General features: G+C 56.4%; 23 protein-coding genes and 2 tRNA genes. 12 read left to right on the top strand and 13 right to left on the bottom strand.

Translation table 11 applies throughout. The annotated features are described in order from the left end of the window. Positions 1-117: 117 nt before the first annotated feature. The gene (locus tag EKM04_RS14330; protein ID WP_183895635.1) at positions 118-1239 is read left to right on the top strand and encodes an anhydro-N-acetylmuramic acid kinase; all 1122 of its coding nucleotides are present in this window, start codon (positions 118-120) and stop codon (positions 1237-1239) included. 173 nt (positions 1240-1412) lie between these two features. Here the strand turns inward: EKM04_RS14330 and EKM04_RS14325 are convergent, their stop codons facing one another. After that, complete coding sequence (locus EKM04_RS14325) at positions 1413-2090, bottom strand: alpha/beta hydrolase (RefSeq protein ID WP_174153335.1); 678 nt, start codon at positions 2088-2090, stop codon at positions 1413-1415. A gap of 212 nt (positions 2091-2302) precedes the next feature. Here EKM04_RS14325 and EKM04_RS14320 point away from each other — a divergent pair, with 212 nt between their 5' ends. From EKM04_RS14320 to sufA, 8 genes are all read left to right on the top strand, one after another. Continuing rightward, positions 2303-3472 (top strand): cysteine desulfurase family protein, encoded by a 1170-nt coding sequence (locus EKM04_RS14320; RefSeq protein ID WP_183895636.1) that lies wholly within the window; start codon positions 2303-2305, stop codon positions 3470-3472. A 179-nt stretch (positions 3473-3651) separates the two neighbouring features. After that, complete coding sequence (gene sufB, locus EKM04_RS14315) at positions 3652-5121, top strand: Fe-S cluster assembly protein SufB (RefSeq protein ID WP_174153333.1); 1470 nt, start codon at positions 3652-3654, stop codon at positions 5119-5121. Positions 5122-5174: 53 nt separating this feature from the next. After that, a complete protein-coding gene (locus tag EKM04_RS14310; protein WP_183895638.1) occupies positions 5175-5804 on the top strand; it encodes a hypothetical protein in 630 nt (209 codons plus the stop codon). A 12-nt stretch (positions 5805-5816) separates the two neighbouring features. Then, complete coding sequence (sufC, locus tag EKM04_RS14305) at positions 5817-6572, top strand: Fe-S cluster assembly ATPase SufC (protein ID WP_174153332.1); 756 nt, start codon at positions 5817-5819, stop codon at positions 6570-6572. Positions 6573-6593: 21 nt separating this feature from the next. Further along, a complete protein-coding gene (gene sufD / locus EKM04_RS14300) occupies positions 6594-7865 on the top strand; it encodes a Fe-S cluster assembly protein SufD (RefSeq protein WP_183895640.1) in 1272 nt (423 codons plus the stop codon). Further along, positions 7858-9108: a cysteine desulfurase gene (locus EKM04_RS14295; RefSeq protein WP_183895642.1), complete on the top strand. Its 1251-nt coding sequence runs from the start codon at positions 7858-7860 to the stop codon at positions 9106-9108. The genes sufD and EKM04_RS14295 overlap by 8 nt, the downstream gene beginning before the upstream one ends. A gap of 12 nt (positions 9109-9120) precedes the next feature. Continuing rightward, complete coding sequence (locus EKM04_RS14290; RefSeq protein ID WP_174153329.1) at positions 9121-9504, top strand: SUF system Fe-S cluster assembly protein; 384 nt, start codon at positions 9121-9123, stop codon at positions 9502-9504. A gap of 86 nt (positions 9505-9590) precedes the next feature. Beyond that, positions 9591-9980: a Fe-S cluster assembly scaffold SufA gene (gene sufA, locus EKM04_RS14285; RefSeq protein WP_174153328.1), complete on the top strand. Its 390-nt coding sequence runs from the start codon at positions 9591-9593 to the stop codon at positions 9978-9980. A gap of 88 nt (positions 9981-10068) precedes the next feature. Here sufA and EKM04_RS14280 read toward each other — a convergent pair whose 3' ends face one another. The 5 genes from EKM04_RS14280 to EKM04_RS14260 form a co-directional block, all read right to left on the bottom strand. Beyond that, a complete protein-coding gene (locus tag EKM04_RS14280; protein WP_183895644.1) occupies positions 10069-10986 on the bottom strand; it encodes an MYG1 family protein in 918 nt (305 codons plus the stop codon). An 81-nt stretch (positions 10987-11067) separates the two neighbouring features. Then, positions 11068-11550 carry a transcription elongation factor GreA gene (gene greA, locus EKM04_RS14275; protein WP_183895646.1) on the bottom strand — a complete coding sequence of 161 codons (483 nt, stop codon included), beginning with the start codon at positions 11548-11550 and terminating at the stop codon, positions 11068-11070. Between the two features lie 64 nt (positions 11551-11614). Beyond that, on the bottom strand, positions 11615-12823 hold the full coding sequence (locus EKM04_RS14270; protein ID WP_183895647.1) for an ABC transporter permease: 1209 nt from the start codon (positions 12821-12823) through the stop codon (positions 11615-11617). Beyond that, entirely contained in the window at positions 12813-13532 is a 720-nt protein-coding gene (locus tag EKM04_RS14265) for an ABC transporter ATP-binding protein (protein ID WP_183895649.1), read from the bottom strand. Before EKM04_RS14265 ends, EKM04_RS14270 begins: the two co-directional genes overlap by 11 nt. Positions 13533-13546: 14 nt before the next feature. Further along, positions 13547-14833 (bottom strand): efflux RND transporter periplasmic adaptor subunit, encoded by a 1287-nt coding sequence (locus tag EKM04_RS14260; RefSeq protein ID WP_183895651.1) that lies wholly within the window; start codon positions 14831-14833, stop codon positions 13547-13549. 271 nt (positions 14834-15104) lie between these two features. Here EKM04_RS14260 and EKM04_RS14255 point away from each other — a divergent pair. Next, positions 15105-15181, top strand: a tRNA-Pro gene (locus EKM04_RS14255). A 104-nt stretch (positions 15182-15285) separates the two neighbouring features. Here EKM04_RS14255 and EKM04_RS14250 read toward each other — a convergent pair. Beyond that, the gene (locus EKM04_RS14250; protein WP_174153322.1) at positions 15286-15432 is read right to left on the bottom strand and encodes a hypothetical protein; all 147 of its coding nucleotides are present in this window, start codon (positions 15430-15432) and stop codon (positions 15286-15288) included. A gap of 242 nt (positions 15433-15674) precedes the next feature. Here EKM04_RS14250 and EKM04_RS14245 point away from each other — a divergent pair, with 242 nt between their 5' ends. Together EKM04_RS14245 and EKM04_RS14240 are read left to right on the top strand one after the other, a co-directional pair. Further along, positions 15675-15980, top strand: a complete 306-nt coding sequence (locus tag EKM04_RS14245; protein ID WP_183895653.1) for an ETC complex I subunit — start codon at positions 15675-15677, stop codon at positions 15978-15980. 15 nt (positions 15981-15995) lie between these two features. Next, positions 15996-16072: transfer RNA gene (locus EKM04_RS14240), tRNA-Arg, on the top strand. A gap of 41 nt (positions 16073-16113) precedes the next feature. On the opposite strand, the gene EKM04_RS14235 is transcribed toward EKM04_RS14240, so the two are convergent. From EKM04_RS14235 to EKM04_RS14210, 6 genes are all read right to left on the bottom strand, one after another. Continuing rightward, complete coding sequence (locus EKM04_RS14235; RefSeq protein WP_183895655.1) at positions 16114-16929, bottom strand: site-specific integrase; 816 nt, start codon at positions 16927-16929, stop codon at positions 16114-16116. A 330-nt stretch (positions 16930-17259) separates the two neighbouring features. Next, the gene (locus EKM04_RS14230; RefSeq protein ID WP_183895657.1) at positions 17260-17424 is read right to left on the bottom strand and encodes a hypothetical protein; all 165 of its coding nucleotides are present in this window, start codon (positions 17422-17424) and stop codon (positions 17260-17262) included. A gap of 2 nt (positions 17425-17426) precedes the next feature. Next, the gene (locus EKM04_RS14225; protein ID WP_183895659.1) at positions 17427-17930 is read right to left on the bottom strand and encodes a hypothetical protein; all 504 of its coding nucleotides are present in this window, start codon (positions 17928-17930) and stop codon (positions 17427-17429) included. 306 nt (positions 17931-18236) lie between these two features. Beyond that, a complete protein-coding gene (locus EKM04_RS14220; RefSeq protein WP_183895661.1) occupies positions 18237-18497 on the bottom strand; it encodes a hypothetical protein in 261 nt (86 codons plus the stop codon). Beyond that, positions 18494-18778, bottom strand: a complete 285-nt coding sequence (locus EKM04_RS14215; protein ID WP_183895663.1) for a hypothetical protein — start codon at positions 18776-18778, stop codon at positions 18494-18496. The genes EKM04_RS14220 and EKM04_RS14215 overlap by 4 nt, the downstream gene beginning before the upstream one ends. Before the next feature lie 212 nt (positions 18779-18990). Further along, entirely contained in the window at positions 18991-20754 is a 1764-nt protein-coding gene (locus EKM04_RS14210) for a hypothetical protein (RefSeq protein WP_183895665.1), read from the bottom strand. Between the last annotated feature and the right edge of the window lie 252 nt (positions 20755-21006).

The raw sequence follows: 21006 nt of genomic DNA, 5'->3' as shown, positions 1-21006 counted from the left end.
CACTGAAATGCCAGTGAATGCCGCGCCTTTAGCATCATTTTTTGAAAAGTGCACCCGTTTGCGCCATGAATATCGGCAATCTGGTATGAGTTGATTCCAGCAGGCAGGAGAACTGATATGGGCGAAGTCAGAACGGCGATAGGGCTGATGAGCGGCACGTCCATGGATGGCATAGACATCGCGCTCTTGCGCACAGACGGCGAAAGCGTCGTCCACCACGGGCCGAGCGGGTATTTTCCGTATGATACCCAACTTCGCGAGACATGGAAGAAAGCGCTCATCACTGCGAAAGCCATCAAGCAGCGCGATGAGCGCCCCGGCGATTTGGCAGATGCCGAGCGCAAGCTGACCCTGTGTCATGCAGCGGCGTTGAAATCCTTCCTGCTGCGCCATAAACTCCAATCGACCAATATCGATCTCATCGGCTTCCACGGCCAGACCGTGCTGCATCGGCCGGACGATGCCTTGACGGTGCAGATCGGCAACGGCACATTGCTGGCGCAGGAGACAGGTATCGATGTTGTCTATGACATGCGCGCCAATGACATGGCGCATGGCGGGCAGGGCGCGCCGCTCATTCCAGTTTATCACGCAGCACTTGCCGCCAACCTTCCGGCACAGTTCGACACACCTGCCGTCCTTGTCAATATCGGTGGCATTTCCAACCTGACCTTTGTGGGAGACGATGGCACGCTGGCGGCTTTCGACAGCGGCCCCGGCAACATGCTGATCGACCAGTGGATCGAAGCGCATACCGGCAAGGCGTATGATAAGGGCGGGGAGACCGCGGCCCGAGGGGCGGTCGTTCCGTCGCTGGTGTCACGTTACATGGAAAGCCCGTTCTTCTCTGCCAATATCCGTCGCTCGCTGGACCGCTCCGATTTCCTGCCGCCCGTGAAGGGTGAGGTGTCGCTTGAAGATGGCGCGCGGACACTGGCGCATCTCACGGGGGCCGCGATCTTGAAGTCCGCGAGCTATTTGCCGGAAGCGGTGAAAACCTACGTCGTTTGCGGTGGCGGGCGTCTGAATCCCGTGATCATGCGTGAATTCGCAGAGCAGGCCGCAAAACAAGGGGCAAAGGTTATTGCAGCAGAGCAGGCGGGTTTCGATGGCGGGGCCATGGAGGCGGAAGCCTGGGCTTATCTGGCCGTCCGGTCGCTGAGAGGCTTGCCGCTGACATATCCCGGTACGACGGGCGTGACCGAGCCGGTCACGGGTGGGGTTTTGGCGAGGGTTTAGGGGGGGCGGTGGCTGTCGTGCCGGTGAAAAGAGCGCTCGCCACGTTCGTCATATCAGGGTTTGTCCCGAGCATCTGCGACGTCGCAATTTTGGAACCGTGAGTAGATCCTCGGGACAAGCCCGAGGATGACGGCAAACAAGAAACCGCGGTTTCGCTTGGTCTTCTCGAAGTTTCAGCGAATCCGCTTCGCGGCAGGCTCCGGCACCAGTTCGCCGTTGAGGCGGCGGTCCAGATAATCCTCGCATTCAGCCATCAGGGTATCGACCTGACCACTGAAGAAGTGGTTTGCACCGGGAAGGGTGCGGTGGGTGATGAGAATGCCCTTTTGGGTCTTCAGCTTCTCCACCAGAACGTTGACGTCCTTTTCAGGCGCGACCTTATCCGCATCACCATTGATGATGAGGCCGGAGGACGGGCATGGTGCCAGGAACGAGAAATCGTAGGTATTCGGCTGCGGAGCGATGGACATGAAGCCTTCGATCTCAGGGCGGCGCATCAGAAGCTGCATGCCGATCCAAGAACCGAAGGAGTAACCGGCCACCCAACAGCTCTTTGAGTCGGGATGTAGGCTCTGTACCCAATCCAGTGCCGACGCGGCATCCGAGAGCTCGCCAGCACCGTGGTCGAACTCGCCCTGGCTGCGGCCGATGGAACGGAAGTTGAACCGCAAAGTCGTGAAGCCGCGCTTCTGGAACAGGTAGAACAGTTGGTAGACGATCTGGTTGTTCATCGTGCCGCCGAACTGCGGGTGAGGGTGCAGGATGATGGCAATCGGGGCGCTTTTTTCCTTTGAGGGCTGGTAACGGCCTTCGAGGCGACCCGCAGGGCCGTTGAAAATGACTTCGGGCATATGGACTCCGGTCGTGTTTTTCTGTTTCTGACCCTTTCCATGCGCAAGAAGACTTGACGCGGATGGTCAGCTTTTCTAAAACCCAGTTTAGAATTATTCGAAACTTCGTGTGCTGTCTGCACTGTTGAATGTGTCATAAGGCAAGCAGAGCGGAAATTTCAAGGAAAATGCGCTTCGGCGATCAATCATAGATTAGACAGAACAGTTTCCCCATGAGCACGATGACGCGCACATATCTCGACTGGAACGCGACGGCACCTTTGCTGCCCGCCGTAAGGGATGCGTTTGTCTCCGCTCTCGATATGCACGGCAATCCCTCGTCGGTTCACAAGGAAGGTCGTGCGGTGCGTGCCGCAATCGAATCTGCGCGCCGTGATGTGGCAGCGCTGGTCGGTGCGCAGGCTTCACATGCCATCTTTACCAGTGGTGCGACGGAAGCTGCCAATCTTGTACTTTCGCCCGCCTTCAGGATGGGGCGCTCAGCGCTGTCCATCGGCCATCTCTATGTTTCGGCCATCGAGCATCCAGCCGTTCGCGAGGGTGGACGGTTCGAAAAGAGTAATGTCAGCGAAATAGCCGTTACGGCTGACGGCATTCTTGACCTCGCAAAGCTTGAAGCTGCACTGTCGTCTCACGATGCCTCCAGAGGTCTTCCTATGGTCGCGCTGATGCTGGTCAACAACGAAACCGGGATTATTCAACCTGTAGCGGACGCGGCGGGCCTTGTTCATGCTGCCGGCGGATTGCTGGTGGTGGATGCCGTGCAGGCCGTTGGCCGGATCGCGGTTGATATCGAAGCGCTTGGCGCTGATTTTCTGATCGTGTCTTCTCACAAGATCGGCGGACCCAAGGGCATGGGCGCTTTGATCTCCCGCGGCGAGGTGATGATGCCGAAACCGTTGATCCACGGTGGCGGGCAGGAAAAGGGTCATCGGTCCGGCACGGAAAACACCTCTGCCATCATCGGTTTTGGCACGGCAGCCTCCGAGGCCGCCCGTCATCTTGACGCGGAAGTGCAGCGTTTGAATGTGCTGCGCACGATGTTGGAAGATGCGATGCGCGTCGCTGCACCCGATGTCATCATCCACGGTGCCGATGCCGCGCGTGTTTCAAACACCACGTTTTTCACCGTGCCGGGTCTGAAGTCCGAGACGGGGCAGATCGCCTTCGATATCGAGGGCATCGCGCTTTCTGCGGGTGCTGCGTGCTCATCCGGCAAGGTGGGCGAGAGCCATGTGCTGACAGCCATGGGGCATGATCCGAAACTTGGCGCGCTTCGTATTTCGCTCGGAGCGGCGACAACCGAGGCTGACATCGACAAAGCCATTTGTGCGTTTGCCAAAATCGCAGGGCGGCGAAAGCTGGCCGTGCAGGCGGCTTGACGCCAAAACAAATACGGAAAGTCAAATTTCCGCTTGCCGGAGAGTGTGAAAAGCGCCATCCGAACACTAAATAAGGCATAACGATAAAAGTTATGCGCGACACGAATGAAGGCGGACCTTCCGTCTTGATACGTTGACAAGCCACCGGACCTTGGATCCGGCGAGATTGGAGAACGACTATGGCAGCGGTTCAGGAAACGATCGATCAGGTCCGCCAGATCGATGTGGACCAGTACAAATACGGTTTTGAAACCGAGATCGAAGTCGACAAGGCCCCGAAAGGCCTGTCGGAAGAGGTGATCCGTTTCATTTCCGCCAAGAAGGAAGAGCCTGAATGGATGCTTGCATGGCGTCTTGAGGCCTACCAGCGCTGGTTGACGATGGAAGAGCCCACATGGGCGCGCGTCAATTATCCCAAGATCGATTTCAACGATCTCTATTATTATGCCGCGCCAAAAAGCACGCCCGGCCCGAAGTCGCTCGAGGATGTCGATCCCGAGCTGTTGAAGGTTTACGAAAAGCTCGGCATTCCGCTGATGGAACAGGAAATTCTGGCTGGCGTCGAAAACCGCCGCGTGGCCGTGGATGCCGTGTTTGACAGCGTGTCGGTCGTGACCACGTTCAAGAAAGAGCTGATGAAGGCCGGCGTGATTTTCATGTCGATTTCGGAGGCCATTCGTGAATATCCTGAGCTGGTCAAGCAATATATCGGCTCGGTCGTTCCAACGACGGACAATTACTACGCAACGCTGAACTCGGCTGTCTTTACTGATGGCTCCTTCGTGTTCGTGCCAAAAGGCGTTCGTTGCCCGATGGAATTGTCCACCTATTTCCGCATCAACGAGAAGAACACCGGCCAGTTCGAGCGCACGTTGATCATCGCAGAAGAGGGCGCTTACGTGTCCTATCTCGAGGGCTGCACCGCCCCCCAACGCGATGAAAACCAGCTTCATGCTGCGGTCGTTGAGCTTGTGGCGCTGGATGATGCCGAAATCAAATATTCTACCGTCCAGAACTGGTATCCTGGTGACAAGGACGGCAAGGGCGGTATCTACAACTTCGTAACCAAGCGCGGCGATTGCCGTGGCCACCGTTCGAAGATTTCGTGGACACAGGTCGAAACCGGCTCTGCCATTACGTGGAAGTATCCGTCCTGCATTCTGCGCGGGGATGACAGCCGTGGCGAGTTCTACTCGATCGCCGTATCCAACGGTCATCAGCAGATCGACAGCGGCACCAAGATGATCCACCTCGGCAAGAACACGTCGAGCCGCATCATCGCCAAGGGCATCGCTGCCGGTTTCTCGGAAAACGTCTATCGCGGCCAGGTGTCGGCTCACCGCAAGGCGACCAATACGCGCAACTTCACGCAGTGCGACTCGCTTTTGATCGGCGACAAGTGCGGCGCCCATACCGTGCCTTACATCGAAGCAAAGAATTCGTCCTGCCAGTTCGAGCATGAAGCAACGACCTCGAAGATTTCTGAGGACCAGCTGTTTTACTGCCTGCAACGCGGCATTCCCGAAGAGGCAGCCATCGCGCTGATCGTCAACGGCTTTGTGAAGGACGTCATTCAGCAACTGCCGATGGAGTTTGCGGTTGAAGCGCAGAAGCTGATCGGAATTTCGCTGGAAGGTAGCGTGGGTTGATGACTTTTACGAATGACGCGAGCGTATACGACGATTTGCCTGAGGATGACGAAATGGCGTTCGTTATCTACAGCGGCAGGTTACGATCCAAACTTGTAAGATATGATAACGACGGTGACCCGCAGGTCGAGGATGTGCGTCTTTATCGAGGTCGTTTGATACAGGCATCTAAGACGTTTGATTTAACGCCGTTAATAATTGACACCATCAACGGTGGTGGCACCTTAAGTTCGTTTGCTGAAGCACGAGAGTATTTGTCTTCGATTGATGGGCTATTTGATTTCAAAATGTTGGCGGATTCGAGAAGTAGGACATCTGCCGTCTTTGATACCGTGGTTATCAGGGATGACTACAAAGACAGTATCCGCAATCTAGTGAACAAAATAAAAGTACGTATTGATAGTGCGGATCTAGGTACTCAAAAGCAGGAAAGTCTGTTTATTAAGCTCAACCTCTTTCTGAAAGAATTAGATAACGAGCGAACGAAGCTGACAGCACTTATGGCAGCATTTGTTCAAGTAAGCGGTAGTGTCGGAGAGGCCGCAGAGAAGCTTGGTCCCGCTGTCGATTTATTTGAGCGGGTAATGAAAGCGGTTGGTCTTGGAAGTCGCGAGATGCGCGGTCTCCCGAAAAGCGATGAGGAGCAGAAATTGCTTCCGCCACCAGAAAATCTTGAAGAATAGAGAGATCACAACATGCTTGAAATCATCGACCTGCACGCAAAGATCGCCGATACCGACACGCAGATCATCAAGGGCTTGAACCTGAAGGTTGCGGCTGGTGAAGTGGCGGCTATCATGGGGCCCAATGGCTCTGGCAAGTCCACGCTGTCCTACATTCTGTCGGGCCGTGAAGATTACGAAGTCACCTCCGGTGACATTCTCTATAACGGCGAAAGCATTCTGGAACTGGACGCTGCCGAGCGCGCGGCCAAGGGCATCTTCCTTGCCTTCCAGTATCCTGTCGAGATTCCCGGCGTTGCTACCATGCAGTTCCTGAAGGTTGCCATGAACGAGCAGCGCAAGGCACGTGGCGAAGCTGAACTGACGACGCCTGACTTCATCAAAAAGGTCAAGGAAGCCGCTGGCGATCTGAAGATCGACATGGATATGCTGAAGCGTCCGCTGAATGTCGGTTTTTCCGGTGGTGAAAAGAAGCGTGCGGAAATCCTGCAGATGGCGCTGCTTGAGCCAAAGCTTTGCGTTCTCGATGAAACGGACTCTGGTCTCGATATCGACGCGCTGAAGATCGTGGCCGATGGGGTCAACGCGCTGAAGTCTCCCGATCGTGCGACCATCGTCATCACCCACTACCAGCGTCTGCTCGACTACATCGTGCCGGATAGCGTTCATGTCCTCTACAAGGGCAAGATCATCCGTTCCGGTGACAAGGCTCTGGCACTGGAACTGGAATCCAACGGTTACGCCGACATCATCGGTGAAGCAGCCTGATTGGCTGGGAAGGGTGATGTGATGAACATGCAAACAACCAACCGGCAGACCCCAGCGGAAACAGCGCTGGCCGAAGCCTTTACGAAAAAGTTTGGCGAACTGCCGGGTGATGGCAACGTGGTTGCCGCACGTGATGTGCTGTTCGACGATCTGAAAACCGGCGGTCTTCCGACGCGCCGCGTCGAAGCTTGGCATTATACCGATCTGAAGACCCTGCTGCGTGCCATCCCCGAAGATGCGCCAGCACCGATGATCGAAAAGCGTGCGACACTCGTTGCCGGCTCGCCGGTGGCCTATGTGCTGCACGGCAAGGCAATCGATAGCGAGGTCGAAGGCTTCGATATCGCCAGCTATGCCGACAACCTTCTGGACGGCACCGCCGCCTCCGCTCTGGTTGCCGCCAGCAAGGACGATGCCATTGGTCGCATCAATGGCAGCTTCGTTCGCGATGGCGTTTCTGTCGTCGTTCCGGATGAGGCACAACTTGAAACGCCGCTGGAGCTTCAGGTCATCCATGGAGCAGGGCAGGTTCACACCCGTTTCCCGGTGCACTTCGGAAAAGGCGCGAAGGCTACGGTCATCGAGCGCCATCTGTCTGTGACGGATGAGGCTGCGTTCGTGTCTTCCGTCAGTGACATCACTGTCGATGACGGTGCGCAGGCGACATACATCATTTTGCAAACGCAGGGTGCCGCCGATACGCATCTGGGCCAGTTGCGGATCAAGATCGGTGCGGACGCCCATCTGCGCCTGTTCGTCATCAATGCCGGTGGCAAGCTGGTTCGGCAGGAATTGCGCGTCGATGTCGAGGGTGAGGGTTCCGACCTGTCGATCCGTGGTGTCAACCTGCTGGGTGGCGAAACACATACCGATGTCACCATGGTTCTTGGCCATAACGTGCCGAACACGACGTCGACGGAAGTCTTCCGCAACGTGGTGTTCGACCGCGCCAAGGGCATTTTCCAGGGCATGATCCGGGTTGCGCCCGATGCGCAGAAGACCGATGCCAAGATGGCCTGCAATACGTTGCTCATGTCTGATGATGGCGAGTTCTCGGCCAAGCCGGAACTGGAAATCTTTGCCGATGACGTGCAGTGTGGCCATGGTGCGACCGTTGCCGATATCAGCGACAACCATCTTTACTACCTGATGGCGCGTGGCGTGCCACGGGCGAAGGCGCGGGCGATGCTCGTTAATGCTTTTGTCGATGAGATCGTGGAAGAACTGGAAGACGAACATCTGGTAGAAGCGCTCGAGGGCATCATTGCCGACTGGTTGGACCGTCATGCCTGATAGCGAACGCGCCGTATTGGCTGCCCCTTATGACGTAGAAGCCGTTCGGAAGGATTTCCCCATCCTTTCGCGCGAAGTCTATGGCAAGCCGCTGGTTTATCTGGACAACGGCGCGTCCGCACAAAAGCCGCAGGTGGTCATCGACGCTATTTCGAATGCTTACGCAAACGAGTATGCCAACGTCCACCGCGGCCTGCATTTTCTCTCGAATGCCGCAACCGATGCTTATGAGGCGTCGCGTGAAAAGGTGCGCCGCTTCCTGAACGCAGGTTCGGTGGACGAGATCGTCTTCACGAAATCCTCGACCGAGGCGATCAATACCGTGGCTTACGGCTATGGCATGCCGAAGATCGGCGAGGGCGACGAGATCGTCCTTTCGATCATGGAACACCATTCCAATATCGTTCCATGGCATTTCATCCGTGAACGGCAGGGTGCGAAGCTCGTCTGGGTGCCGGTGGATGATGACGGTGCGTTTCACATCGAGGATTTTGAAAAAAGCCTGACGGAAAAGACCAAGCTGGTTGCCATCACGCATATGTCCAATGCGCTCGGCACTGTGGTCCCCGTCAAGGAAATCTGCCGCATCGCGCATGAGCGTGGCATTCCGGTGCTTGTCGATGGCTCTCAGGCTGCTGTTCACATGCCGGTCGATGTTCGCGATATCGACTGCGACTGGTATGTGATGACCGGCCACAAGCTTTACGGCCCGTCGGGTATCGGCGTGCTCTACGGCAAGGCCGACCGGTTGAAGGACATGCGCCCGTTTCAGGGCGGTGGGGAGATGATCCTCGACGTGTCCGAAGACGAGATTACCTACAACGAGCCACCGCACCGGTTCGAGGCGGGCACACCGCCCATCGTGCAGGCTATCGGCCTCGGTTACGCGCTGGACTATATGGAAGGCGTGGGACGTGCTGCGATTGCTGCCCATGAGGCGGATCTGGCGGCATACGCTGCGGAGCGTCTGCGCGACATCAACTCGCTGCGCATCATCGGCAATGCACCCGGTAAGGGCGGGATTTTCTCGTTCGAGCTCGAAGGCATCCATGCCCATGACGTCTCGATGGTGATCGACCGGCGCGGCATAGCCGTGCGCGCTGGCACCCATTGCGCGATGCCGCTCTTGAAACGCTTCGGCGTGACCTCCACATGCCGTGCATCATTCGGCCTTTACAACACGCGCGCGGAAGTGGACGCCCTGGTCGAAGCTCTCGATTACGCCCGCACATTTTTTGCCTGAAGGATCAGGACCATGACAACCGAGACAACTGAACCGAATACTGATGTAAGCGCCGTCGTCGCGACGTCTTCGACCATCGCGCCGGACGAACTGGCGCGCATCAGCGATGACGTGATCGCGGCGTTGAAAACTGTCTACGACCCGGAAATTCCAGCGGATATTTTCGAGCTGGGCCTGATCTACAAGATCGATGTCGAAGATGACCGCATGGTCAAAATCATGATGACGCTGACAGCGCCCGGTTGCCCCGTTGCTGGCGAAATGCCGGGATGGGTGGAAAACGCGGTAGGTGCCGTCGAAGGTGTGTCCGGCGTGACCGTCGAAATGACCTTCGACCCGCCATGGACGCCGGACCGCATGTCGGAAGAAGCGCAGGTTGCTGTCGGCTGGTACTAAGCCTTGATACCGGCGAACGATGAGACTAGATTTGAATCCATGAAAGCATCGGGCCTTGAACCCGCTTGTCGAAGGAGAATAGGCCCATGGGCTTTGCAGTGATGACGATGACAGAGGCAGCCGCTTCACGCGTCAATGAAATCGTCGGGAATTCCGGGCCGGACGCCAAGGGCCTTCGTGTTGGTATCAAAAAAGGCGGCTGCGCGGGGATGGAATACACCATCGACTTGGTGACAGAACCATCCGCCAAGGACGATCTCATCGAGTTCCAGGATGCCAAGGTCTGGATCGAACCTTCCGCCGTGCTTTATCTGCTTGGTACACAGATGGATTTCGAGACCACGAAAATGCGCGCCGGGTTTATATTCACCAACCCGAACCAGACGTCGGCCTGCGGTTGCGGGGAGTCGGTCGAGTTGAAGCCTGCTGATCTGGCCGTGCTGGCCAAGCAGCGCCAAGAGGCGGTCGGGGCTTAGGACTCGCCACGTGAGCAGATCCTCGGGACAAGCCCGAGGATGACGAACGAGTGAAGCGCTGGGCGTTTAATAATGTCCTTCTGTCGTATTAGACGGCTTCCCGCACAGCAATCTCAGCCAAGGCCAATGCTGCTTCTCGTGTCTTCGCGGCAGCAATAAATCGTCCGTTGTGACAGAAGGTCGCGCCTTCAACGCCGGATGCCGTCTCCAGATCGCCATTCGTCAAACCGGCCCATGCGGCTGGCAGATCGGCACGGAGCTCAAAACCCTCATCGGCGCGGCGGATGCCGGTAACGCACCAGTCCTTGTCGCGGGGGTGGACCACGAAGAGCAGGTGGTCTGCACCTGCCTTGATGATGGCGGGACGGAACGGCATGCCGCGGGTAAGTTCCAGAACGCGGCTTTGGCCTGCAATCTCGATGGAACGGAGGACCTGCGTTTCCGCGCGCAACTTCGCAGCCTTTTTCTCAATGCTGGCTTCGACGAAGCTGCGGGCGATCGAAAGGGCTGTATGGAACGCGAGATCGTCCGCTTTTGGGTCTTCATTGTCGAAGGTGGGTTTCAGTGTTTCCAGCAACGACGGTAGGGTCAGGCCCGCAAGTGGACCGGCTATCGATGGGCTGAGAGCACCATTATCCGTAAGGTCGATGGGCAGGACGAAGCCTTTGTCGAACGACAGATGGATTGTGTCGATGTGGTCGTGCGGAACGCCATAGGCGGCGAGATACTCGTGGCCGTAATGCTTCCAGATCAGCCCGAAAGAGCTGTAAGGCTGGCCGTCTTCGCGAAGTGGTGCGCCGCGCTGGTGGTGGTCGAAAATGCTGATATCGGCATCATAGGCACCGCCAACATCGTAAATGATGCGATCCTCGCCTGGGGTGATCCACTCCGGCGCGCGACTGCGAACAATCTGCGCGTCGGGAAACAGCCGGGTGAGGATGACGCTGGACAACAGTTCATCGGCATGGAAGCCACCGGAATGGGTGACGAGAAAATCCACTGACATGGGAGGACCGGCCTTATTGTTCGGAAAGAGCGTGTTTGATCGCTCAGATACCGTGTGTGCGGCAGTGCTGCAACCCGCCAATCAGGCGATTACGGTGATTTCCAGCTCCTGATCGCCAACTTGCACGAGGTCTCCCACTGCCTTGCCCAAAAGGGCGCGGGCGACAGGTGAGACATGGGACATCGACCCTGCTTTAGGGTCCGCTTCATCTTCTCCGACGATACGGAATGTTTGCACCCGCCCGTCATCTCTCTCGAAGGTCACAGTGCTGCCGAATGCGACGGTATCATTGTTTTCGGGGGCTGGCATGGGCTGGGCCGTGTGAAGCCTCTCGGAAAAATAGCGAAGGTCGCGCATATGCGGTGCGGCCACGCGTCTGCGCTCGTTGATGTCATCGATGGTGCTTGCCTCATCGATGGCTTTTCGGGCTTTTTCTACGTGTGCCGCAAGAGCTTTCAGCCCAGCCTCGGTGACAAGGTTCGGATGTGGTGAAACAGGGCGATCCGGCAGCTGTGTTTCTGCTGCGGTTTCGGCACTCTCTTCTTTGACAAATGCGACGCTCACTTCAAAACTCCTCTTTCACATCTTCCTTATATGGAGAAGGGATGGAGCAATGGCAATGAGCGGCCTACTCGTGCCGCAACGCTTCTATGGGGCTGAGACTTGCCGCCCTTCGTGCCGGGAAGTAGCCGAAGATGACGCCGATGGCGGCGGAAAACGCAAAGGCGAGCGCAATGATGGCGGGACTGGTGACGAAGGGAACACCCAGAAAACTGACGACGCTGTAGGCAAGCCCAAGGCCGAACAATATGCCTGCCACGCCGCCGAAGGCAGACAGCATCACCGCTTCTACCAGAAACTGCGTGAGGACCTGCTTTTCCAGCGCGCCGATGGCCAGCCTTATGCCGATTTCTCTCGTGCGCTCCGTGACCGATACCAGCATGATGTTCATGATCCCAATACCGCCCACCAGCAGGCTAACGGCTGCCACAGCACCCAGCAGGCCGGTCAGCAGCGTTGTCGTGCCCGTCATGGCCGAAGCAATCTGGGCCATGTCGTTGACGGTGAAATCGTCATCGCGACCGAGCGCAATGCGACGACGCTCGCGCAGCAGGTTCTCGATGTCGGATTGAACCTTCGCGGTCGATACGCCGTCCTGCGCCGACACCATGATGCTGGAAATGGTGGTGGTGCCCCCGATACGCCGCTGGTGGATTTTCAGCGGCATGATGATGGTGTCGTCCTGATCGTCGCCCAGGCCGGATTGTCCCTTGCGGGCCAGAACGGCAATAACAGGGCAGGAAATATTGCTGACGCGAATGGTCTGGCCGACCGGATTGGCGGCGCCGAACAATTCTTGACGCACGGTCTCGCCGATGATGCAGCCAATCTGGCCACCGCGATCCTCCGCCGGAAGGAATGAGCGGCCCTGCGCCAATGTCCAGTCCTGAGTGACCAGATAATCGTTGGTTGTACCCACGACGCTGGTCGAATGGTTCTTGCCACCATAAATGACGGTGGCGGCTGAGCTTCTGTTGACGGGAGCGACAGCTCTGATGCCGCCAAGCTGGTCTCGCATGGCCTCAACATCATGGTCGTTGAAACGTTTGGCCTCGGTGCTCGCCCGCCCGGGGCCGAACTGGCCGGGTCGCACGAACAGCATGTTGGTGCCAAGGCGCGACAGCTCGGATTTCACCTGTGCTGTCGTGCCGTTGCCGATCGTCACCATGGCGATCACGGCGGCAACGCCGATCACGACGCCAAGAACGGTCAGAAATGAGCGCAGGATGTTGCGGCTGATGGCGCGCAGGGCAAGACGCGCAGTTTCAAGAAACATCTGCCGCCTCCTGTCGCTCGGTGGCACTATCTGATTCGAGATGCCCATCTTTGAACCGCAGCAGCCGGTTCCCGTAGGCCGCGATGTCTTCTTCATGCGTGACCATGACCACTGTGATGCCCTTGTCGCGGTTGAGCGATGTGATCAACTCCATGATTTCCGTGCTGGTCCTTGTGTCCAGGTTACCGGTCGGCTCATCGGCCAGGAGCAGGGCAGGGCGGGTCACGATGGCGCGGGCAATGGCTACGCGCTGTTGCTGGCCGCCGGATAGTTCCTGCGTGGTGTGGTGTTCACGTCCGGCCAAGCCCACCTGCGCCAATGCTTCCATGGCACGAGGTCGCCGCTCCGCTGTTTTCATGCCTCGATAGATCAGGGGCAACTCGACATTTTCGACTGCCGAGGTGCGCGGCAAGAGATTGAAGCCCTGAAACACGAAGCCGAGCATATGCCGACGCAGAAGCGTCAGTTGTGCACTCTCAAATCCGCTCGTCGCCACGCCCTGAAACAGATATTCCCCCGCCGTTGGGGTATCGAGGCAGCCGATGATGTTCATAGAAGTCGATTTGCCGGAGCCGGATGGGCCCATGATGGCGACGAACTCCCCTTCGTGGATCGACAGGCTGACGCCGTTCAGTGCGCGAATCTTTGCTTCACCGATGCCATATTGTTTGACGACAGTGCGAAATTCGATGAGTGGTTGACCTGCCATGCGCGTTTCCCGCCTCAACTGCTGCGTTGGTTGGCGTCAGTGATGATCTGATCGTCGGGCTTGATCTCGCCGGATTTGATGGCCGTAAACTGGCCATCGGTCGCACCCGTTTCGACCGGCACGGCAACAGGGGCATTGTCGCGCAATACCCAGATGCTGCGTTTCGTCGTTTCTGGTTCACCACCGCTGCCGCCGCGCTGACGCCCCATGCGGGGCGGGCGAAACAGTCCCATCAACCCGCCACCACGGGAGGCTGATTCGCGCGGAGGCGTATAGCGAAGGGCAGCATTGGGAACGAGGATCGCGTCCTTTACCTCTTCAACGACAATGTTGGCTGTTGCCGTCATGCCGGGCCGCAACAGCAGTTCGGCATTGTCCACCGTCAGGATACCCTTGTAGGTCACGACGTTCGAAACGGTTTCGGAAGCAAAACGGACCGTTTCAATGGTGGCTGGGAAACTTTTTTCGGGATAGGCGTCGACGTTGAACGTTGCCGTCTGCCCGGTATCCACCTTGCCGACATCGGCCTCGTCGATGGCGACCTGCAGCTCCATATGCCGTAAATCACCAGCGATGGTGAACAGGACTGGTGCATTCAGGGAGGACGCAACCGTTGCGCCCGGGTCAACATCACGCGTCAGAACCACGCCATTGATGGGCGAGATGATCCTGGCCTTGCCGAGATTGAGTTCCGCAAGCCGCAGATCGGCCTCTGACGAGAGAACCGACGCACTGTTGACTTCGAGCGTTGCGGCGGCTGCATCATAGGTGAACTGTGCCACCTCCAGATCCTGCTGGCTGGAAACCTTGCTTTGAACCAGCGACCTCAATCGGTCCATCGATGATTTGGCGGAACCCAGATCGGCTTTCGCCTTCAGGACGCTGGCTTTGGCGGATGCAAGCTTGGCCCGGGCGCTCTGAACATCGGCCTCCAGCTTGTTGGTATCCAGTTCTGCCAATATGTCACCCGCTTTGACTGGGCTGTTATAGGTGACGTTGACCTTGCGAATGGTGCCGGAAAGCTCGCTCGATATATCGACCTGATCGGTTGGCTGCACTGAGCCTGTTGAGGTGACGATAACCGCGAGGTCGCCCTTCTTGGCATCCTGTGTTGTGTAGGTGTAAGCGACACCGGATTTGCCAGCGACGTAATAATAGGCACCCGAGCCCAGCAACACAAAGATCACCACCGTCGTATAGAGAAATCGGCGGGACTTCTTTTTACCGGTTTTGGCCGAAACCAGAATATCACGCAGATCGGGTTGCTCTGATGGCTGCTTCAGGTCGTTTCCGGAGTTCATTCTGTTTACCTATCAAGACAACGCCGTGGCTTATGCCTGCAAAAATAGTTTTTGCGGGTCATTGAGGTTTTTGGCGCTGTATCCGTCTCTCCGGTCCGGCTTCGCATAGGTTTTGCACGGGGTGAAGTGAAAACTTCGTAATATTGTCCCCGTTGGGGTACGGGTTCACGCCATTCCATCGCGAATGCAGCCCCGTGGAAAAAAAGAAAGAAAGATGATTTTATCTGTTGCAGGTCACGGGTGAACCGTGTATCTCCCCACCATCGAAAGACGGAGTGTAGCGCAGTCTGGTAGCGCATCTGGTTTGGGACCAGAGGGTCGGGAGTTCGAATCTCTCCACTCCGACCACTTTCAGAAGTCAATTTTTCCAATGACTTCTACAGTTTCCCTCATAAATAAGTTCAAATCTTAGGTGCCGTGCGCAATGCTTCGGCGCCCTGTGTTGTTCGCAATTATCCCAGATACTGGAAGTAGGCCCAGGCTGCGGCGAAAAATGCGATGACGCCGATGACGATGGCGAGTTTGCGCAGTTGCGGATTGGGTTTGCGTGGCTGCTTTGGTGGTTCCGGTTTGCGGAATTTTATGACGTTTTCGTTCATGTGTGACATCCAATTGCGTTGCGAGCCGATAAAATATGCTTCGCTTGCAAGGTGCAAGATGTCGATAGGTGTTTTCCTGATCTATGGGTTTTATGGTTTCCGCAATATGGGCGCTGCGGGCGGCTTGACTTCGAGAGTGAGTCGGTCCAATTGAGTTTTGCTATCGCGTTGTTATCAATCTATGATGTGCGACAAGCAGGATAAACGGAAGCAGCGTGATCGCAAGACCGGAGCAGTTTGAGATGTCTGCAAAAATCTATCGTCCAGCAAAGACTGCCATGCAATCCGGCAAGGCCAAGACGAATCTTTGGGTGCTCGAATTCGATGCCGAAGTTCCTCGCAAAATCGACCCCATCATGGGCTACACGTCGTCGTCCGATATGAACCAGCAGGTGAAGCTTTTCTTCGAAACGCAAGAGCAGGCTGAAGCCTACGCTCAGCGCAAGGGCATCGAATACCGCGTCATCCCTCCGCAGGAGGCAAGCCGCAAGGTTGTTTCCTACACGGACAACTTCAAATACAACCGCACGCAGCCGTGGACACACTAATTCGGTTAGACCGAAGGCCCCTTAGCTCAACTGGATAGAGCAACTGCCTTCTAAGCAGTAGGTCGCAGGTTCGAGTCCTGCAGGGGTCGCCACTTTCCCGTTTAAAATCAATTACTTAGATTTTCCGTCCGACTTATTTCCGACTTCCGTCCGACACTTCCGACATTCGTCCGACATTGCTCGTCATACGGCTTCCGTCATCCTGTGCCTGATCATAGGTTTTCCCATCGGTTTCGTGCCAGCTGATCATTTTGCGCATGGCGCTGTATGCTAGCTCCTGGTGCATTGCGAGATAGTGTTTCAGGATTTCGTTTGCGCTGTTGAAGTTGTGGCCTGTGATGGCGCAGATCTCGGGAATGGTGCAGCCCGCTCTTGCCAGCCAGGTGACCGCTGTATCGCGTAAGTCCTGGTCGCGGAGATCCGCGCAGCTTGGCATGGGTTGGATCTCTGTTCGGCTTCCCTGGCTCGGCATGCCCTTGGTTGCTGCCATCTGCACCAACTTATAGCGCTTGTAATAGCTGAACTTGTCGAACTGGGACCAGCTGCGCTCATCGAGGACGACGTGCGGAGAAACGATCTGTGCCTTCTTGCGGCGCTCCTGCATCAATTTGATACGGCTTGTCAGCTCCGGCGCTTCCGGAATGGAAACGATGGCGCCGGTTTTCATCTGGCGAAAATCGACGCTGCCCCTGTCCCGGCCGAGGAAGGTGAATAACAGCCGATCGTTCTGGCGCTGGCCTGTCCAGACGCCCAGGGCGATCATGTCGCCGATCTCCTCGAGGCCGATCGCGTCGGCAGCCTTAATCATCTGCTCGATCTCGGCCGGCGTGCCGGCGCGGATCCGGGGAGGCGGAACCTTCATGCGCAGTTTGTGAGCCGGGTTGACGTGCAGCTCCGGAAGCTTGCCGCGATCCATCGCCCATTGCAGGGCCGTGCCAAGCTGGCGCATGGTCGCCGAGGCCTGCGATATGCCGCTCTTGATCCGTAGCAGGTCATACATGCCCATGCAGATCGGCTTGGTCAGAGCGGCAGCCTCGGCGCTCTAGACGTCGGGCATGTGCTTTTCGATAGATTTGCCGTTCAGCCGATAATCATAGCGAGTTTTTGCAGAGAGATCCGCGACGGCCGGGTTTTTCTCCGGATGCAGCCAGTCTTCATAAAGGCGCTCGAGCGGATAGGTTGGCAGGATCTGCGCGACCTGGTGCGGCTTTGGTGCTGCGGCCTTCGGCTTTGCTCGTGCCTGTTCCCGCTTGTCCGCCTCGAGCTGGCGCGCGAATTGCTACGACCAGTCCATTGCCTGGCCTGCCGTCATCCAGCTTTGGTCCGTCTCGTTGCGGAGATCCTGCCCCTTATACCCGCGATCGCGCAGCGTCTTCGACGGTTCGAAACGTGGGCGGCCATTGCGCCATGTGATGTAGGGAATTTTTGGTTGAGGTTTTTTCATGGCTATACTCGAAACACTTTGCCGTTGATGGAGTAGACGGAGCCGGGAGCGATGCTGGCTCCACCGTTGGATATGATCCAGCCGCCGTAAAAATGAGAATAAGTGAAGTTGGCCTCGTGGGCGCAGCACTCTGCCTTCGTTGCGCGGATGCGATCGCCTGGCTTGAGGAGCGGTCGCAAGGCGACGTCGGCGAGATGATTGCGCAATTGGCTGAGGGCCACGCGCTGCTCGATGCTCGTGGCTTCGAAATCGGATTGCTCGTGCTCGCGTGAGGTTTGTGGCGTGTGCCGGCTGACAAGGTCGGCCCACTCACGAGCGATCTCGTCTTCCGCGTCGGCGCGCGTGTTGTCTCGGCAAAGCCAAGCATCTTTGGTGATGATGCTCTTGACGGTGAACCGTCCGCTGTCTTCCGTGATGTGGTGGCCCGTGTTTGAAACGCTGCCGACGCGTGCCCGAAAGCATTTGAGTTTGGGGTGGACGTAGAGTTCGGCTGTAATGGTGCCCATGGCTGGATCCTCTGAAATGAAAAAGCCCGGCGGTCACGCGAAACAAAGACCGCCAGGCAAGCCCGGTATTCGCATCGGCGTGCTGATCCGTTGCTACTTGCCGGGAACGGCTCCAGGGAGCTTTGGAGCCGTGGGGATGGTTTGGAGCGGAAAGAGGAGGTCAATACTCTTTCCGCTCCGTCTGCTTACGGCCAGGGCGGCTGGCACGAAGCAATCACTTGCGGCGGTAGGTGCGCCAGAAAAGGTAGAAGGTGACGGCCTGAGCAAACAGGATGGAGCCGATCGTCAGCGCGAGCTGAGTGGTGGTCATTGCACAACCCTCAAACGCGGCACGGCAGAGGGGAAGCGGAAAACGCCACCTTTCGAATGCGCCTCCTTGAGAATTGCCTGTGCTTCCACCATCATGGCGGTACGGTCGGCACCCACGGCGATGGCCTTGTGGAGATAGGTGTCGATCTCGTCGCGTGCGGCCTGCAATTCGCGCAGATCGTCCTCCAGTTGGCGCATAAGCTCATCCTGCACGCTGGCGACTTTCTGCAGTTCGTTGATGGTGTGACGGATGCTCATGCTTCACCGCCTTCCTGAGGCAGCAAGGGTGCATCATCAACGAGTGACAATTTGCTTGGCGAAATTTGCCGGATCAAAAGTTTGACGCCGCAGCACAAGCATTTCTCGCCCTCGATATGAAGGCCTCCAAACTTGCGCGTCACCTTCGCTAGGCTTCCATTTGGGTAAACGATGCCTCCAGCAGTTGTGATGTCAGCAAGCGTCATCACGTTGCGGCCGATCCATTCGCGCTCGGTTAGTTTGCTGTACATCGCTGGGCTGATTGGGGTTTGACTGCTCATGCGTCACCGCCCTGGGACATAAGGGATGCATAGTGCTCCTCGATGGCCCGGAGTTCGGCCGCGGCTTGAGCAGACGAGAAACCCAGATACGGCTGGCTTTTTCTCGATCTCTGTGGTGGGGACGAGTTACGGCGCACGCGTAAACTTGGCATTCACCCCAACTTCGGCTGGTGGATATGTTGATATGCAAATCCGATCAGTAGCCGGGAAGGTCAAGATCGCTCGGTTGTAGTTGAGACCGCGCAAGACACGTTGCGTTTGGACACAGAAACAAGCTCTCCATCGGTTATGATTGAATAGCCATTTTCCAGTAAAGCTGAACGCGCCGTATTCTCTAAAGGTATCGGCTTAAATTTTGTGAGCGCAATGACGTCAAAACATTGAGCTTTCACAGCCTCAAACAGGTCTCGTTCTGTTGAAAAATAGATGAGCCTGTTCTGCGCTCTTGACCCGACTAGTGCGCCTGATGGTCGGTTGAGAAACGCGTGAACAGCGATCGTAAGCGGAGTTTCTCCGTCGATGTCAATCTTTCCGAAACCGAACTCTTTCCGAAGGGGTGGGTAGCTTAAGAATATCCTTTCGACAGGCGATGTATGTTTTGCTCTTTGCAGACTCTTTCCAAATGACGAGTTGGCGTTAATTTCACCCACGCGTATCAGATATTGTGAGTTCATGAAAATCACTAAGACCGCGCCGACAGATAACACTATCGCCGCGATCTTTGATCTGAATGAAATTGATGCGATCGCAGTGACGCCTATGATCACAGATGGAACGAAGTACCTGAATGACCAAGGCGGCGCTGGAATCATGAAGCACGCCATACCGAGCGCAGCCAGCGCGCCAAGTGCAAGCGCGGTTCGCATGCCGTCGATCCATTTTCCCTTGACCTGATAAATCAAGAGACCAGCGCAAAGAATACCCGAAAAGCCAAAGCCGCCGGCCAACAGCCAACCGAACTGTTGTCCACTATCGGGGCTGCTTCGAATGAACATTCTTGCGACAAACCGTGAGCTATCAAGGAAAGTGGCTACCCCGGCCTGCACTGTCTCATTGGCGGTCCTTTTAAGAGGGGTGCCGTAGACGAAGATGTTGGCGATGTATCGACTCATAAACGCCAGGGAGATAACGAGGCTAAGAAGCGCCCCATTGACGAGCGTTAGAAAGCTTCTGCCTCTGATAGAGAGATAGACAAGAATGATGCTGATCATCGCTGCTGGAAACACAGCTGTTATCTTAGCGCCAACTGCCAAGGCGCAACAGGCGATCACCATTGCGGCAGACACCGCCGTTTGCTTCCGGCAGTAGATGACAATCCAAGACGCTGCCATTGCGACAGCAGGAACAGCGAGGAGATCACCCTTCAAAGTTCCTGCGACCCCAAGGCAGACCGGCGCAGTTGAAAGCACAGCAGCCACCATTGCCGACCACTGACGACTAGCACCAAGTTGCCTCGAAAGAAGGCAAATCGACAAAAAGGCAACCAGAAAAATCTCTAAGTTGCCAAACATAAGGCCTTGAACATTTCCAGCCGCGATGCCGTAGAGAAGGGCGTTTATCTCACCATTCCATTCGTTCGAGAAGATATTGATTTGCTCTGTCGGCATGTGGATTAGTACCGACTGGTAGTTCATCCAGAGGCCCAGGCGCGGTAGCCCATAGGTTTGCGCATCCAATGTAAACTCTTGGAAAAAGACGCACTTAAAAAGCTGAAACGCAAAGAATGCCGAGAAAAGTACCGATCCAAACGTGACAGTTTTCCCGAGTTCGATGCGCGGCTTTGACCATCGTAACGAAGTCGCGACAATGACCAGCAATGCGATCCAAACGGTGGTTGTTGTCAGGGCGTCGAAAGCGGACGCAACAAGAACAAAGATGATCAAAACGGCTTGGAGAAAAACCCACGCCATCAACCAAGCGGCTGAAGGGTTGCCCGCAATTTTTACAAGCGGACGTGAGTAGAGGGTAATCGCCATCAACTTTATCGCAAGCATGACGATGGCAGGAGCCACGAAGAGTAGGGATGTTAGCATACGCCCCCACTACCAGCGCAACGTGTAATTGCCAACTGCTAACTAACGCCGCTCGCGTGTTTGTTTTTTTCTTTGCCCGATCGGCACAATCAACGATATCGGTGCGCAGGTAAAATGGCTCTAGGTGTTTGATCCCGGCATTTGATGGTGCGATATTTTCCAGTGAATGGAAGGATGCACTATGGGCCAGGTTCA

This window comes from Rhizobium skierniewicense Ch11 (genome assembly GCF_023757665.1).
In the GTDB taxonomy this organism is placed as follows: domain Bacteria; phylum Pseudomonadota; class Alphaproteobacteria; order Rhizobiales; family Rhizobiaceae; genus Agrobacterium; species Agrobacterium skierniewicense.
The sequence above is the reverse complement of the archived record's forward strand: the minus strand, read 5'-3'. Positions and strand labels throughout refer to the sequence as shown.

Excerpts from the sequence above, each read along its gene's own strand:
- EKM04_RS14330 (WP_183895635.1), top strand. The coding sequence starts at position 118 with ATGGGCGAAGTCAGAACGGCGATAGGGCTGATGAGCGGCACGTCCATG.
- EKM04_RS14325 (WP_174153335.1), bottom strand. The coding sequence starts at position 2,090 with ATGCCCGAAGTCATTTTCAACGGCCCTGCGGGTCGCCTCGAAGGCCGT.
- EKM04_RS14320 (WP_183895636.1), top strand. The coding sequence starts at position 2,303 with ATGAGCACGATGACGCGCACATATCTCGACTGGAACGCGACGGCACCT.
- sufB (WP_174153333.1), top strand. The coding sequence starts at position 3,652 with ATGGCAGCGGTTCAGGAAACGATCGATCAGGTCCGCCAGATCGATGTG.
- EKM04_RS14310 (WP_183895638.1), top strand. The coding sequence starts at position 5,175 with ATGGCGTTCGTTATCTACAGCGGCAGGTTACGATCCAAACTTGTAAGA.
- sufC (WP_174153332.1), top strand. The coding sequence starts at position 5,817 with ATGCTTGAAATCATCGACCTGCACGCAAAGATCGCCGATACCGACACG.
- sufD (WP_183895640.1), top strand. The coding sequence starts at position 6,594 with ATGAACATGCAAACAACCAACCGGCAGACCCCAGCGGAAACAGCGCTG.
- EKM04_RS14295 (WP_183895642.1), top strand. The coding sequence starts at position 7,858 with ATGCCTGATAGCGAACGCGCCGTATTGGCTGCCCCTTATGACGTAGAA.
- EKM04_RS14290 (WP_174153329.1), top strand. The coding sequence starts at position 9,121 with ATGACAACCGAGACAACTGAACCGAATACTGATGTAAGCGCCGTCGTC.
- sufA (WP_174153328.1), top strand. The coding sequence starts at position 9,591 with ATGGGCTTTGCAGTGATGACGATGACAGAGGCAGCCGCTTCACGCGTC.
- EKM04_RS14280 (WP_183895644.1), bottom strand. The coding sequence starts at position 10,986 with ATGTCAGTGGATTTTCTCGTCACCCATTCCGGTGGCTTCCATGCCGAT.
- EKM04_RS14270 (WP_183895647.1), bottom strand. The coding sequence starts at position 12,823 with ATGTTTCTTGAAACTGCGCGTCTTGCCCTGCGCGCCATCAGCCGCAAC.
- EKM04_RS14265 (WP_183895649.1), bottom strand. The coding sequence starts at position 13,532 with ATGGCAGGTCAACCACTCATCGAATTTCGCACTGTCGTCAAACAATAT.
- EKM04_RS14260 (WP_183895651.1), bottom strand. The coding sequence starts at position 14,833 with ATGAACTCCGGAAACGACCTGAAGCAGCCATCAGAGCAACCCGATCTG.
- EKM04_RS14250 (WP_174153322.1), bottom strand. The coding sequence starts at position 15,432 with ATGAACGAAAACGTCATAAAATTCCGCAAACCGGAACCACCAAAGCAG.
- EKM04_RS14245 (WP_183895653.1), top strand. The coding sequence starts at position 15,675 with ATGTCTGCAAAAATCTATCGTCCAGCAAAGACTGCCATGCAATCCGGC.
- EKM04_RS14235 (WP_183895655.1), bottom strand. The coding sequence starts at position 16,929 with ATGCGCCAGCTTGGCACGGCCCTGCAATGGGCGATGGATCGCGGCAAG.
- EKM04_RS14230 (WP_183895657.1), bottom strand. The coding sequence starts at position 17,424 with ATGAAAAAACCTCAACCAAAAATTCCCTACATCACATGGCGCAATGGC.
- EKM04_RS14225 (WP_183895659.1), bottom strand. The coding sequence starts at position 17,930 with ATGGGCACCATTACAGCCGAACTCTACGTCCACCCCAAACTCAAATGC.
- EKM04_RS14220 (WP_183895661.1), bottom strand. The coding sequence starts at position 18,497 with ATGAGCATCCGTCACACCATCAACGAACTGCAGAAAGTCGCCAGCGTG.
- EKM04_RS14215 (WP_183895663.1), bottom strand. The coding sequence starts at position 18,778 with ATGAGCAGTCAAACCCCAATCAGCCCAGCGATGTACAGCAAACTAACC.
- EKM04_RS14210 (WP_183895665.1), bottom strand. The coding sequence starts at position 20,754 with ATGGCGATTACCCTCTACTCACGTCCGCTTGTAAAAATTGCGGGCAAC.